This is a genomic window from Paenibacillus pseudetheri, from assembly GCF_924513355.1.
Lineage (GTDB): Bacteria > Bacillota > Bacilli > Paenibacillales > Paenibacillaceae > Paenibacillus_AQ > Paenibacillus_AQ pseudetheri.
Genome location: NZ_CAKMAB010000001.1, coordinates 147,420 through 161,986, shown reverse-complemented (window position 1 = coordinate 161,986; position 14,567 = coordinate 147,420). Strand labels below are relative to the sequence as shown.

Below are 14,567 nucleotides of genomic sequence, written 5' to 3'. Positions count from 1 at the left end.
ATAATTATGAATTCCCTTTGTGCAAGCGGATACATAATTTCTCGAACCCCGCCAATTATTCTGAGGTTATGAAATCATGTGTCTTCCTTCTGTAGTTGGAGAAGGTCTATGTGTGCGGCTCGTCAAACCGGATTAACAGCATCACCATCCTTGTCAAAGTAAAAGACATCACAAAATCCATGAAATCTAGTGCAAACGTTTGCAATAAGCCGTGCATAAACCTAAGTACATAAAACTCATTCTTTAGTACGCCGAATTCTGACCCAAATTCAGCCAATGTAAACGCTTGCTATATTTTGATTTACATACTAATGCTGTATTTATGGTATTGTCAACCAGTATTTTTATGTATTGAACAAACTCGATTTTTCATAAAAGTAAAAATAAAGAAAAACATACTTGATAATCCCATTAGGATTTATATGTTTTTTTGAAAGTCTCTCTAATTCCATTCCTCGAATTGAATTTATTATATACTTCATCAAATTGTTCAAAAAAAATTCAAGCCACACGTTTGCATTTACGAATTGCTCCTTTCGAAGAAATTGGATATCTTTTATACATATTAAGATCAATCTTGCTAAATCATTCATACTTTTTTGGTGAAAACAAACAATTTCACACATAAATTTCTAATACTCTTTCCAAAAGTAGCAATATTGCCCTTCCAAATGACTTTATCTATTTACAATTTAGAACTCTTAGATTAATATTACTGTGTAAAGCAAACGGTTCCATAAGGAGGTTTCTATGACAGTTACCATTAAGGATGTGGCCAAGAAAGCGGGAGTATCTCCCTCCACGGTATCCCGGGTATTGTCCAATCACCCCAGAATCAGCCTGGAAACTTCCCGCAAGGTTAAAGCTATTATGGAAGATATGGGCTATACACCTAACATGATGGCTAAGAGTCTAGTGTCGAAAACTACAAACAGCATATGCTTCAGTCTTCCTAAACCAGCTGAAGAGCTGTTCTCAAATCTATTTTTTATGGAATTAATCCGGGGGATCGTTACACAAGCTAGCCGTTCCGGCTACGACGTGTTAATTAGCTCCGGAGCAAACGAGAAGGAAGAATTGGAAGCCGTTTCAAGACTTCTAAAGGGCCGGCGAGTAGATGGTGTTATTCTGCTTTACTCTCGTACAGATGATGCTGTTATTGATTTTCTAGAGAGTAACGATTATCCATTCGTATTGGTAGGCCGAAGTGATCGATATGAGAATATTTTATCTGTCGATAACGATAATGTGATGGCAGCATATGATGCTACAAACCACCTCATTTCAATGGGTCATGAACGTATTGGCTTCGTAAGTGGACCGCCGAATCTAATTGTTTCTCGCGATCGTCTCGCAGGATACCGTAAAGCATTGCTGAATAGCGGTCTTGAAATGCGTGATGAATGGATTGTAGAAGGTGAATTTCTACAGGATAGCGGATATAGAGCGATGTCTTTTTTCATGAATTTGCCTAATCGGCCTACTGCTCTAGTTGCAGTGGATGATATGGTATCGTTCGGAATTTTACGCGGATTGAATGAACTGAAATACAAAGTGCCTGACGATCTCGCTATTGTGAGTTTTAACAATATTCCATTATCTGAATTATCCAGCCCTCCGATCAGTAGTATTGATATTGGAATTTATCATCTTGGCTACACTGCATCTCAGGTACTTATCCAGAATATCAAGAGTCCGAACCACGATGTTGGTTATACAAACCGGTTCGTTATTCCACATCGCTTGATCGTGAGAGAGTCATCCATGTACTCTCATGCTAAGAACAAAACCGAATGAATAAGTGAAGCGATTAACGCTTCATTTATTTTTTGGAAATCTGTACAAACGTTTGCGCTAAATTATTAAAACTTCTTGATTCTGTTCTTTTAGGGTGAATATTCGAATCTGAGGTAAGGATAAACTTAACTATCTTAAGCTAAGCTTATACAATCGAAATCAAATTCAGATATGATTAACCAATGGATCACGACACTGTGACAACTTTTAGGAGGTACTACAATGACGGAAATTAAAGCCTGCTTGTTCGATTTGGATGGTGTTATCGTTGATACTGCCAAATACCATTATATCGCATGGAAAGAGCTTGCAGATGGATTAGGGTTTCTCTTCACAGAACAAGATAACGAACGCCTTAAAGGAGTCAGCAGAACTGCCTCGCTAAATATTTTGCTGGAAATCGGCGGACTAACTATCAATGAAGAAGAGAAAGCTAAGCTTGCGGAACAGAAGAATAATCGTTATGTCGAATATATTGCGAAAATGGACAGCTCAGAGATTTTGCCAGGAGCGCTTGATTTTCTGAAAGAGTGCCGTGAGAATGGCATCAAAGTTGCCCTAGGTTCTGCTAGTAAGAACGCAATGACGATATTAAATAATACCGGATTGACCCCTTACTTTGATGCAATCATCGATGGTACACACACTAGTGCTGCTAAACCAGATCCGGAAGTTTTTCTTTTAGGAGCTAAAGCACTCGGCGCTGATCCTAAACACTGTGTTGTCTTCGAAGATGCAGAAGCAGGAATTGAAGCTGCGTCGCGTGCTGGGATGTTCAGTGTTGGTATTGGTTCACCGGAAACGCTCAATGCGGCGAACATCGTCGTTCCATCGCTCGCTCATATGAGTGTGTCACAACTTAAAAAATCTTTTGCTTAAAGTTTAACGAACATTAATCAACTGAAAGTGTTAATGTGATTCGCCCTGCTGCATCTAACCTACAATTAAATGAACTAAGTATTAATCATTAGATTTCTGGTGATGAGGGGACGGAGAGGAATTTTGGAACTGTAGAAGCGTAGCGTTCGCCTTTATAATCAGATTTCATCCGCAAAACGCGGCTAAAATATAGAAATCTGATTATAACAGCGATCGAAAGTCCAAAGATTCCTCGCAGTCGCACTTATACCACCGGAATTTTAATGGAAGAATGATTTGTTCATTATATATCCCCACAACATATTTAAAGGAGCCGGTTATCGTGAAACAATATTTAACAATTGATGAATGGTCCATTATTGAAGAATCCTTTGATCCACAGACACAAGAAATCTCTGAAAGTGTATTTAGCCTTGGCAACGGATTTATGGGTGGTCGAGCTAATTTTGAAGAGCAATATAGTGGAAGTAGCCTGCAAGGCAGCTACATGGCTGGTGTCTACTATCCTGACAAAACACGGGTCGGCTGGTGGAAGAACGGCTATCCTGAATATTTTGCTAAAGTACTGAACAGCACGAACTGGATCGGTATTAACATCGACATTGAAGGAATTCCTTTAGACCTGGCAAAATGTACGGTTTCCGATTTCCGTCGTGTTCTTAACATGAAGGAAGGCACGCTTTCCCGTTGCTTCACCGCCACACTCGAAGATGGTAAGGAAGTTAAAGTTGAGAGTATCCGATTCGTCAGCATGACTCGTCAAGAAATCGGTGCTATTCGTTACTCCATCATTCCTGTGAATTTCTCAGGCAAGATTACGATCACTCCTTATCTCGACGGTGACGTGAAGAACAAAGATTCCAACTATGACGAGAAATTCTGGAATGAAGTTGAGAAGCAAGCAGGCACTGAAGGTGGACACCTCACCCTTAAGACCAAAAAACTCGATTTCCATGTAACCTCTGCTATGGCTTTTGATATCCTTGTCAACGGTGAGAAAGTCAACGCTGATGCTGAAGCTATTGAACAAGAGAAATATGTAGCCAGCAAAATGAATGTATCCGTACAATCTGGCGATCAAATCGTCGTTTATAAATATGTTGCTAACGTTACCTCGCGTAATCACGGTCTTGGACAATTAGTCGATGCCGCTCAAACGGCTTTGCAAGCTGCTAAGGAAGCTGGTTTTGTAACCCTTCTGACAGAACAAATAGAAGCTTGGAGAGAGAAATGGAAAGAAAGCGACATCATTATTGAAGGTGACGTTTCGGCACAGCAAGCGATTCGTTTCAATATTTTCCAGCTAAACCAAACCTACAATGGTGAAGATGACCGTCTGAACATTGGACCTAAAGGCTTTACAGGTGAAAAATACGGCGGCAGCACTTACTGGGATACAGAGGCGTATTGCGTTCCCTTCTATCTCAGTACAGCAGACTCCTCTATTGCTCGCAACCTGTTAATCTACCGTTACAAGCATTTAGAGAAGGCTAAGGAAAATGCTCGTAAGCTTGGTTTCGCAAAAGGCGCATTGTACCCGATGGTTACAATGAATGGCGAAGAGTGTCACAATGAGTGGGAAATTACATTTGAAGAAATTCACCGTAACGGTGCCATCGCTTATGCGATTTACAACTATGTGAACTACACAGGAGACAAAGCTTATCTTGGTCAATATGGCCTTGAAGTTCTGGTGGAAATCTCCCGCTTCTGGGAAGAACGTGTTCACTATGCAAATCGTAAAGACAAATACGTGATGCTTGGCGTAACGGGACCTAATGAATATGAAAATAACGTAAATAATAACTGGTACACCAACCGGATGGCTTCCTGGACTATGGAATATACCTTAGAAGCTCTGGATTATCTGAAAAAGAACGAATCCACACGCTATGCAGAACTAGTTGACAAACTAGGACTTCAAGAGAGCGAAACCGCAAAATGGAATGATATCATTGCCAAAATATATTATCCTGCGGATGAAGAACTGGGTATCTTCTTGCAACAAGATGGCTTCCTAGATAAAGAGATTATTCAAGTCAAGGATCTGGCAGCTGAGAACCTGCCACTAAACCAAAAATGGTCTTGGGATCGTATCCTTCGTTCTTGCTTCATTAAACAAGCGGACGTTCTACAGGGATTATATTTCCTAGGGGACCGTTACGATCTGGATACCAAAAAACGGAATTTCGACTTTTACGAGCCGATCACTGTTCATGAGTCCTCCCTATCCCCTTGTATCCACTCTATTCTAGCCAGCGAACTAGGATATAAGGATAAGGCTTATGAAATGTACTTGCGTACTTCAAGACTGGATCTTGATAACTATAACAATGATACCGAGGACGGCTTACACAGCACTAGTATGGCCGGTACTTGGATGTCAATCGTACATGGCTTCGGCGGATTACGCGTGCATGATGGCAGACTGACTCTGAGCCCATCGAACCCAGGTCACTGGACAGCGTACTCTTTCAAAATCATGTTCCGCGGCTCCCGTCTAAAAGTAAGCGTTTCGGACGCACAGGTTACGGTTACGAATGAAACTGATATTCCAGCTTCTATTACTATCTATGACAAAGAATATACCGTGAACGGACTAAGCAGCATTACTGCTGACAGCAATTCCATCACAGTATAAACCGACACCACAAGAGACCCTGAAGCTAATGGCTTTTTAGGGTCTCTTAATTTTTTCCTAAATGGATAACTTATATAAGGAGTGATTATTAATGAAAAGAACCTTTTGGAAGGAAGCTGTCGTCTATCAAATCTATCCACGCAGCTTTCAAGATAGTAATGGTGACGGTATTGGAGATCTGCAAGGCATCATTTCACGTCTGGATTATTTGCAGAAGCTCGGTGTCGATGTAGTTTGGTTGTCACCAGTATATAAATCGCCAAATGATGATAATGGTTATGACATCAGTGATTATGAAGATATTATGGATGAGTTCGGCACGCTTAAAGACTGGGAGCAACTACTGACTGGACTGCATGATCGTGGCATTAAGCTAATGATGGACCTTGTAATCAACCACTCTTCTGATGAACATCAATGGTTTGTAGAGTCCCGTTCGTCAAAAGATAATCCATACCGTGATTACTACATATGGCGTCCAGGTGGACCGAACGGCGAACGCCCAAACAATTGGAGCTCCATATTCAGCGGTCCGGCTTGGGAACTAGATGAGACTACTGGTGAATACTATCTACATCTGTTCTCACGTAAGCAACCGGATCTCAACTGGGACAATCCGAAGCTGCGCGAGGAATTATACAAGATGATTACCTTCTGGCTCGACAAGGGTGTCGATGGATTGCGGATGGACGTCATTAATTTGATTTCAAAAGCGGAAGGGCTACCCTCCTTTCAAATCGAGGGAGAAGCTCCAGAGGAACTTGCTTGGGGTGGCGATTACTTTATGAATGGCCCCCGGGTCCATGAGTTTTTACATGAAATGAACCAAAAGGTCCTTTCGGGCTATGACATTATGACCGTCGGGGAAACGCCAGGGGCTTCGGTAGAGGATGCCGTTCTTTACACAGACGAAGATCGTGAAGAGCTTCAAATGGTATTCCAATTCGAGCATATGGACGTAGATTCCGGCCCAGGAGGCAAATGGGATGTAGCCCCATGGACACTAACAAAACTGCGCGACATACTTCATAAATGGCAGATCGGTCAGGCTGACAAGGGTTGGAATAGTCTGTACTTAAACAATCATGACCAGCCGCGTATGGTTTCACGATTTGGTGATGATGGGAAGTACCGCATAATATCTGCTAAAATGCTCGCTACCTTACTACATACACTTAAAGGCACCCCTTATATTTACCAAGGTGAAGAAATTGGGATGACGAATGTAAAATTCACAACGCTGGAAGATTATAAAGACATCGAAATTCTGAATATGTACCGTGAAAATGTAACGGAGGGTGGCGCAGATCATGAAACGATTCTGAACGCTATCCATGTCAAAGGCCGAGACAACGCCCGTACCCCAATGCAATGGGATGCATCTGCTAATGCTGGATTTTCAGAAGGAGAACCATGGCTCAAAGTAAATCCGATTTACAAGGAAATTAATGTGGAGCAAGCATTGGCGGATTCTGATTCAATCTTCTACTACTACCAGGAATTAATTGCTTTACGCAAAAAAAATCCGATTATGGTATATGGAGAGTATAAGCTACTACTGCCTGATCATGAGAACCTTTATGCTTATACCAGAACTTTAGATGATGAACAATGGCTGATCCTGCTGAACTTCAACGAGGCTCCACAAACCGTTGATCTCTCTGCTGAGCTGAGCACCGTTACTGATTTAATCATTGGAAATTACCCAGATGAATCACCAACACGAGAAATTCTGCGTCCTTACGAAGCAAGAGTGTACAGATTACAAAGCTGACTCTCTCCACCTTCCTGAGTTATACTATATAGGATGATTTTGTTAAGATCATTCTTCCATCAGCAACCTGTCATTAGAGAGCAAGGAATAACAGGATTTGCAAAGGGTGGCATGATAGTATGAACTCAAAGGGAGATGGCAGGCTTGGAATGGCTTATCCGCATGAAAGAAGCTTTAGATTATATGGAGAGCAAAATGGAGGAAACCTTTAATATAGAAGATATAGCAAAGGTGGCTTATTCCTCCCCTTTTCACTTCCAGCGTATGTTCTACATGCTTACCGGAGTATCAGTCAAAGACTATATCCGTAAACGGAGACTAACTCTGGCGGCACAGGAACTCGCTATTTCTAAAGTTAAGGTGCTAGATGTCGCATTAAAATACGGATATGACTCTCCCGAGTCGTTTGCCAAAGCATTCCGCAAAGCACATGGAATTACTCCTTCTGCTGCTCGGGAGTCAGGGGTACAGCTCAAAGCCTTCCCTAGACTCTCCTTCCATCTATCACTGAAGGGAGATAAAGAAATGGACTACAGAATTGAAACAAGGGACGCCTTTAATGTAATCGGACTAGTAGAGGAAATGACAACAAAAGATGGGGAGAATTTACGCCGTATCCCCCAGCTGTGGATTGAAGCTAACGAAGATGGTACGTCGGATAAGCTGATTGAGATTGGTGTTGATAAGGACATCCTTGGTATTTGTAAAGATTTCAATCATGAAAAAGAAACCTTCTCCTATTGGATTGCTGTCGAAGCCTCTCCAGAGACGGATGCTCAGGGTTTTGCTTCTACGACGATACCAGCTGCGAGTTGGGCTGTATTCACCTCGGTAGGACCGATGCCGGATGCTATTCAACAAGCCTGGGCACGGATCTTTCAGGAATGGTTCCCTTCAACAGGCTACGAGCATACTGGAGGACCTGAGTTTGAGTTATACCTTCCAGGAAGACCTGATGCAGAGGATTATCGCTGCGAAATCTGGATACCCGTTATGAAAAAAAGTTAATGCTTACTAAGACTATTCGGAATCCCGGATAGTCTTTTTTTTCTTTCAGAATTTCTACTATTTCATTTTGAGAATCGGCTCAATCTTGGTATAATAAATAGATTATGTGATTTAATAATGACTATTGTCGTCCGATTATCGGTGAAGGAGAAATTCATGTCTACTGTAAAAATATTTTCAGACAGCACTTCCGATTTGCCTCAGGGCTGGAAGGATACTTTTAATATCGGCATCGTTCCCCTTTACGTAGTCTTTGAAGAGGGAACCTACAAAGATGGTGAAGATATCACACCAGAAGAAGTGTATCGCCGTGTCGCAGCAAGCGGAGTATTGCCAAAGACGGCCGCGCCTTCGCCAGCTGACTTTATCGCCGCTTTTCAGCCGGTAATTAGCAGTGGAAATGATATTGTATATATCAGCCTTTCCTCATCACTATCCTCAACATATCAGAATGCGCTTTTGGCCGCCGGGGAATTCCCTGAGGGGCGTGTACAGGTTATTGATTCACAGACCTTATGTGGAGGCATTGCTCTTCTCGTTATGAAAGCCGTCAGAGCCGCTGAAAAAGGCCACAGTGCCTTTGAGATTGCAGCTATGCTGGAGCAGAGCCGCAATCTTGTAGAAACAGAATTCGTGGTAGATACGCTAGATTACTTATATATGGGTGGACGCTGTTCAGGTATGCAGAATTTCATCGGTAGCCTGCTAAAAATCCGTCCTGTTCTTAGACTTGTAGACGGCAGCATCGTACCTACTAGTAAAATTCGCGGCAAAAAAGAAAAAGCCGTGGAACAAATGCTCCAGAACGCCTTGGTTAACGTCGATCGGATGGATAAAGAGCTACTCATCGTTGTTCACACCTTAGCGGAAGAAGATGCTCACTATCTAGAGACAGCGATACGAGAGAAGACTCAAGTGAATGAGATCGCTATCCTAAACGCGGGTTGTGTTATTGGTAGCCATTGCGGTCCACATACTGTAGGTCTCATGTATATGCTTCAAGATTAATAAATCTCACGCTAATCTCCGGCCATTGCTTCGTAAGTCAATGGACCGGGGATTTGTGCGTTTACCACTCCTGATCTGAAGTTGAATTTTACTCATCCTCTTTTTTTATGAAGGGTAACATAAACCGGAACGTTGAACCTTTATTCTCTTCACTTTCTACAAAGATTGTCCCACCCATCAGCTCAACCAGCTGCTTACAAATAGCGAGTCCCAACCCTGTACCGCCATATTTACGATTGATGGTCGGGTGCAGCTGTGAGAAGGATTGAAATAATAAATTGAGTTTATTATCGGCAATCCCAACACCTGTATCGCGTACAGAGAATTCCAATAAATATTCTTTTGAATCCGAAAGGAGAATGTTCTTAACCGATAGCGTGACGCTTCCTTGTTCTGTGAATTTCAGAGCATTGCCTACCAGATTGACAATAATCTGTCGCAAACGGATCGGATCAGCCAGTAACGTGGTTGGAACACTCGTATCCGCCCACCACCGCAAGGCTAGCTTCTTCTCTTCGGCTTTAGGCGTAAATAAATCAATGATGTCCGATATCATCTCTCGAAGTTCAAACGATTCGGATTGCAGTGGCATTTTACCCGCTTCCATCTTGCTGAAATCAAGAATGTCATTCAAGATCTGTAAAAGCGTGTAACTACTGCTTCGTAAAATCTCGACATAACCTCGCTGTTCTTCTCCAAGATCTGTTTCAAGTAAAAGGTCTGACATCCCTATCATTCCGTTCATCGGTGTGCGAATTTCATGACTCATCATCGCTAGGAAATCAGATTTGGCTTGCGCCGCCTGTTCTGCAGATTCCTTAGCGCGAATGATTTCTTTCGCATTCGTGATATCACTAAAAGCAATAACTGCTCCTGAGATCTTTCCCCCATCCATAAGAGGTGCCACCCGATAATTGACGAAGAGGCTCGTTCCATCCTTACGCCAGAAGATCTCATCGTCTTTCCTGCGGATAATTCCATCTGCAATCGTAAGACTAATCTGACATTCAGGGGTTGAATAACGTGAACCATCACCTTGAACTTGATGGATATACTCCATAAGCTTTAGACCCACCAATTCTGTAGGCTGGTAGCCTAACATATCCGCTCCCTCACGGTTAATAAAGAGTGTCCGCCCCAAATTATCTATTACGAATATTCCAGCGGAGACGGAGTTCAGAATCAGATTTGCTCTCTTATTCTCGACTTCAGCAGCAAAAGCAGGTTTGGAGTTTGACTCCAGTACCGCCTCAACAGATAACTTAGCATGAAAAGAATCTGCTAATGCGTTTAGCCAGTCATGTAACCCTTCCGAATAACGATGATAGTTGCTGTTATCCACTTGTATGATCGCGAATACCCCGACAATTCCCTCGTCTATCGTTACAGGAATAAAGTTTCCCTTCAAAGCGTCCGCTTTGGGATTGTTCAGATCATGCAATTCAAAGCTAGACGAATTCCCTTGCAGGGCAGCCTCAAAACTAGCTACATCAACAAGGTATATTCTTTTAAGTGCTGTCAGACCTATATCTTGGAACGATGCTTCTGCACTGGATTCTAGATAGAACGTACGATTCGTTCCTACACAGCGACCTTGCCGATCCAACACAAATATCAAATTAGGATGATGGTCATATAACGATTTATAAGCGCTCTCTTCCGAAAGCAATCGTGTTAGAATGGACGTCCAGTCTTTATCCACAATTCATTTCACCTCAGGCTCTCTCATCCATTATCATTACCCTAAAATGAGCGGAAATCATCTCAAATTTTAAATTCTTTTATTTTGATCATTATAGCAAATATACTTTAATCGGTCGCAGATAAACACCAAATCCCCCTTTAGAACCCAACCACGATGACTTACACATCGTACTGAGATTCTTAAGAGGGATTTCTGTAAATATCTTAGGCTATATCTTTATGATCAATATTGCGAATGGCCATATAAGCAATACCTGCTCCTAGCAAGCCAAGCGAGATCGACACCGCCGCTAAATTACCTAAGCGTGCTTGATCAAATCCGCCAGAGATTAGGGACGTAACTAACACAGCCGAGACGATGGTGGCAGGAACTGATTTTTTCTTCATTCCAAAGTACAATGGAATCAGAGCGATACCCGCTGCATAAAATGCGTTTGCGCCCAACTTGATCAGCTCTGAAGTGATCATAGGAAGGCTTAACTCACCCGGAATAAGCTCTACAAAAGAATTGAATCCTATTAGGATAGCGCCAACCACAATGTCTGACACGATGATGGCAATAAATGTGAAGGCGAACACTATCAATATTTTCGCAGTCATTAGCTTTTTACGTGAGATAGGATACATGAAGAGAAGAGTAATGGTGTTGTTCTTATACTCATCAATCACCAGCTTGCTAATAATAACGGAAGCGAAAATAATATAAGCAGCCTTAATAAAAACGAACACACCCTCAAACATATCTGTATAAGAAGCAAACGATGGTTCACTTTCATTTTGATCAACGAATATAACCATTATCATAAAAGCAAGAATTACAAGATTGACGATTGCAGCACCAGTGAGAAGAGTTTTTAGCTTATTCTTCCGAATTTCCAAAGATATTAATTTAAGCAACGCCCTCACCCCCAATCAATTGTAAAAAATAATCTTCCAGCGTATGTTGTTTCTTGCTGATGCTTTCAATTTCCACATCTGCTAGTACTAACGCCTTATTCAGATCACGTTGTGAGATTCCACCGTCATATATTCTTACTGTAATATGATCCAGAACTTTGAAATTATTGAGGCCAAGCTTGTGCTCCAACACGTACACTGCTTTGTTAATCTCATTCGTAACCACTTCGATATATTCTGTATTTTGACCGCGAATGGAATCCATCGCCACCTCTTCTACCAGAGCACCCTGCCTGATCACACCGATAGTATCAGCAATCTGCTCGATTTCCCCCAGAATATGACTAGATACAAGTAACGTCATTCCATATTCACGGCTAAGCATCCGAAACACTTCACGCATCTCTTTGATTCCCACAGGGTCTAGTCCATTAATCGGCTCATCCAGAATGAGTAGCTCCGGTTTCGTCATAAAGGCTCTGGCAATACCAAGGCGCTGCTTCATTCCAAGCGAAAATTGCTTCACCGGCTTTTTTTCGATACCCGTAAGCTTTACCAGCTCCAGCGCTTCACCAATCGCTTGCGGATCATAATAGCCCATGTACTCTCCATGCAGGATCAGGTTTTCTTTGGCTGTCAGCTTATCATAGAACACTGGATATTCAATGATGCAGCCCATCCGCTTCAGCATTTCATAAGAATGGTCTGTCATTTTTTCATTAAAAAATTCAATCTCGCCACTCGTCGGTTTAACGAGGTTCGTGATCATTTTCATGACCGTAGTTTTACCTGCTCCATTAGGTCCAAGAAACCCGTAAATTTCACCTTTTTTAATATTCATATTCACATTGCTAACGGCTTCTTTGCCTTGATAGATTTTCGTTAAATTTCTAGTCCGAAGTATAGTAGTCATTTCCGCGCTCCCCTTTGTTTTCGTCTCGTCTTCCTTAGTTCTTATTGTACACAGCAGAATTTTCTTTTTTATTACTCAATTCTTACGAAAATCTTAAGCTGTACACAATTTCACTCCTTAGAAGCTTAATCTGCGAAAAGAAAGGGTAAATACTGTTCTCACAAACGGTTGACTAACCAGTGTAATCGTTCCATCCATCTGCTCCGTTAACCTTTTGGTGATAGTCAGACCTAGACCGCTCCCTTGATACGATCGATTTCTCGAATCCTCCAGTGTATAAAGCCGTTCGAATACTTTATCCTGGTGAACTTCACTAATGCCTTTTCCCCTGTCCCAAACATCTATGTATACTTTGTTCTTATCACTATAGAGTTTCAAGCCTAATACGCCTCCGGCATCCCCGTAAGTAATCGCATTCGATAACAAATTGGACAATATCCGGTCAAGCGCCTCTTCGTTCCCCATAAAATATAGCGAGTCATCAGGGATCTCTATCTCCACCTCACTGCCCTTCGCGCTAAGGATATCATAGAAAGAGAGAATATTACGTCTGCATACCTCGCCTGCCTCAACACGTGAAAGATTGATTTCCCGATCCCCCGATTCCAGCTTGGCCAAGTCAAAGAACTTGTTCATCAGATAGATCACTTCATTCGCTTTTTGGTGAATCGTATTCATCATACGTTCCCGTTCCTCAGCTGGCATATGCTCATCCTGCAGAATCGTTTCAATATAACCGAGTACTACCGTTAGCGGAGTCTTTAGATCGTGGGAAATGTTCGACAGCATATTACGCATGGACTTCTCCAGCTTCACGCGCTCAATGCTTCCTTTATGGTTAACGTCGAGCAGCCGATTTAGATCAATTAACACACTTTGCAGCGCTAAATTACCACTAAATAACAGCAGTCTTTCGTGTGAACCTTCGGCCATGATGCTGCTTAGCTTGTCATGAATATATTTCAGGTCTCTAGAAGCTTTACGCGAATGCTGATATTGCCATCCAATGACGACGAGCAGGAGTACAATGACCACACTAAGCGCCATACTCATTATAGCTGTTCTCCCAGCTTATACCCGATCCCCCATAACGTCTTGATGAACTCTGGATGGGAAGGATCATCTTCTATTTTTTCACGTAATCTTCTCATATGTACATTAATAACGTTCTCATCCCCGAAATAATCATCTGCCCATACGCTAGCATAAATCTGCGCTTTGGTGAAGACTCTGCCCGGATGCGTAACGAACAGCTTAAGAATATGAAATTCCTTAGACGTTAACTTCACTTCTTCCCCGTTTTTTAGCGCAGAGAAATTATCCAAATCCACAGTCAGGCCACCAATGGAAATCTTTTGGTTTGCAGGAATTGGAGCTTCCGGTTGGATGATGGGAGTAGCATAACCCGCTCGTCGAATCGCAGCCTTCACTCTAGCAGCTAATTCGATCATTGAAAATGGCTTGGTAATATAATCATCCGCCCCAAAGCCAAGTCCAAGCGCTTTATCCACATCGCTGTCCTTGGCTGACATGATCAACACCGGAACTAGACTTGTCGCACGGATCGTCTGGAGAATATCAGTACCGCTGCGCTTGGGCAGCATGAGATCTAATAATACAAGATCAAAAGGATTGTTAGTACGGAATGTCCTTTCCGCTACTTCACCATCAAACGCCGTTTCCACTTCATAGCCCTCTTTTACTAAATAGGACCTAACCATTTCACTAATCGCTTCGTCATCTTCAATTAATAATATACGGTGCATGAATGCTGCCTCCAATGATCTGAGAATAAAGATTAGTTAAAAACTTAAGGTATTTCTTGAAGGTAACCGTGACTGCGGTGAATGTTTGGACTTCCGGTCGCTGTTGTCCCCAGATTTCTTGATTATATACCGTGTTTCACGGTTGAAATCCGGTGACAGCCCATGCTTCCGAAGCGAGCT

Annotated in this window: 11 protein-coding genes; 6 read left to right on the top strand and 5 right to left on the bottom strand. The window is 42.2% G+C overall.

Translation table 11 applies throughout. The features are described 5' to 3' along the window. Positions 1 to 750: 750 nt before the first annotated feature. The 6 genes from L1028_RS00645 to L1028_RS00620 all read left to right on the top strand — a co-directional run bounded on the left by L1028_RS00645 (position 751) and on the right by L1028_RS00620 (position 9,107). Positions 751 to 1,797, top strand: coding sequence for a LacI family DNA-binding transcriptional regulator (locus L1028_RS00645; RefSeq protein WP_234529955.1), 1,047 nt, complete (start codon positions 751 to 753; stop codon positions 1,795 to 1,797). Positions 1,798 to 2,019: 222 nt separating this feature from the next. Continuing rightward, positions 2,020 to 2,676, top strand: a complete 657-nt coding sequence (pgmB, locus tag L1028_RS00640; RefSeq protein WP_234529954.1) for a beta-phosphoglucomutase — start codon at positions 2,020 to 2,022, stop codon at positions 2,674 to 2,676. A 322-nt stretch (positions 2,677 to 2,998) separates the two neighbouring features. Next, complete coding sequence (locus tag L1028_RS00635) at positions 2,999 to 5,317, top strand: glycoside hydrolase family 65 protein (RefSeq protein ID WP_234529952.1); 2,319 nt, start codon at positions 2,999 to 3,001, stop codon at positions 5,315 to 5,317. A gap of 91 nt (positions 5,318 to 5,408) precedes the next feature. Beyond that, the gene (locus L1028_RS00630; protein WP_234529950.1) at positions 5,409 to 7,091 is read left to right on the top strand and encodes a glycoside hydrolase family 13 protein; all 1,683 of its coding nucleotides are present in this window, start codon (positions 5,409 to 5,411) and stop codon (positions 7,089 to 7,091) included. A gap of 144 nt (positions 7,092 to 7,235) precedes the next feature. After that, positions 7,236 to 8,099: an AraC family transcriptional regulator gene (locus L1028_RS00625; protein ID WP_234529948.1), complete on the top strand. Its 864-nt coding sequence runs from the start codon at positions 7,236 to 7,238 to the stop codon at positions 8,097 to 8,099. Positions 8,100 to 8,255: 156 nt separating this feature from the next. Further along, positions 8,256 to 9,107 (top strand): DegV family protein, encoded by an 852-nt coding sequence (locus L1028_RS00620; protein WP_234529946.1) that lies wholly within the window; start codon positions 8,256 to 8,258, stop codon positions 9,105 to 9,107. Between the two features lie 88 nt (positions 9,108 to 9,195). Here the strand turns inward: L1028_RS00620 and L1028_RS00615 are convergent, their stop codons facing one another. From L1028_RS00615 to L1028_RS00595, 5 genes are all read right to left on the bottom strand, one after another. After that, on the bottom strand, positions 9,196 to 10,809 hold the full coding sequence (locus tag L1028_RS00615) for a PAS domain-containing sensor histidine kinase (protein WP_234529945.1): 1,614 nt from the start codon (positions 10,807 to 10,809) through the stop codon (positions 9,196 to 9,198). 206 nt (positions 10,810 to 11,015) lie between these two features. Next, complete coding sequence (locus L1028_RS00610) at positions 11,016 to 11,717, bottom strand: ABC transporter permease (RefSeq protein ID WP_234530297.1); 702 nt, start codon at positions 11,715 to 11,717, stop codon at positions 11,016 to 11,018. Then, the gene (locus L1028_RS00605; RefSeq protein ID WP_234529943.1) at positions 11,701 to 12,621 is read right to left on the bottom strand and encodes an ABC transporter ATP-binding protein; all 921 of its coding nucleotides are present in this window, start codon (positions 12,619 to 12,621) and stop codon (positions 11,701 to 11,703) included. The genes L1028_RS00610 and L1028_RS00605 overlap by 17 nt, the downstream gene beginning before the upstream one ends. A gap of 117 nt (positions 12,622 to 12,738) precedes the next feature. Beyond that, positions 12,739 to 13,674: a sensor histidine kinase gene (locus L1028_RS00600; RefSeq protein ID WP_234529941.1), complete on the bottom strand. Its 936-nt coding sequence runs from the start codon at positions 13,672 to 13,674 to the stop codon at positions 12,739 to 12,741. After that, a complete protein-coding gene (locus L1028_RS00595; protein ID WP_234529939.1) occupies positions 13,674 to 14,387 on the bottom strand; it encodes a response regulator transcription factor in 714 nt (237 codons plus the stop codon). Before L1028_RS00595 ends, L1028_RS00600 begins: the two co-directional genes overlap by 1 nt. Between the last annotated feature and the right edge of the window lie 180 nt (positions 14,388 to 14,567).

Bases quoted from the DNA above. Each gene is read 5' to 3' on its own strand.
- L1028_RS00605 (WP_234529943.1), bottom strand. From the start codon at position 12,621: ATGACTACTATACTTCGGACTAGAAATTTAACGAAAATCTATCAAGGC.
- L1028_RS00630 (WP_234529950.1), top strand. From the start codon at position 5,409: ATGAAAAGAACCTTTTGGAAGGAAGCTGTCGTCTATCAAATCTATCCA.
- L1028_RS00620 (WP_234529946.1), top strand. From the start codon at position 8,256: ATGTCTACTGTAAAAATATTTTCAGACAGCACTTCCGATTTGCCTCAG.
- pgmB (WP_234529954.1), top strand. From the start codon at position 2,020: ATGACGGAAATTAAAGCCTGCTTGTTCGATTTGGATGGTGTTATCGTT.
- L1028_RS00645 (WP_234529955.1), top strand. From the start codon at position 751: ATGACAGTTACCATTAAGGATGTGGCCAAGAAAGCGGGAGTATCTCCC.
- L1028_RS00600 (WP_234529941.1), bottom strand. From the start codon at position 13,674: ATGAGTATGGCGCTTAGTGTGGTCATTGTACTCCTGCTCGTCGTCATT.
- L1028_RS00595 (WP_234529939.1), bottom strand. From the start codon at position 14,387: ATGCACCGTATATTATTAATTGAAGATGACGAAGCGATTAGTGAAATG.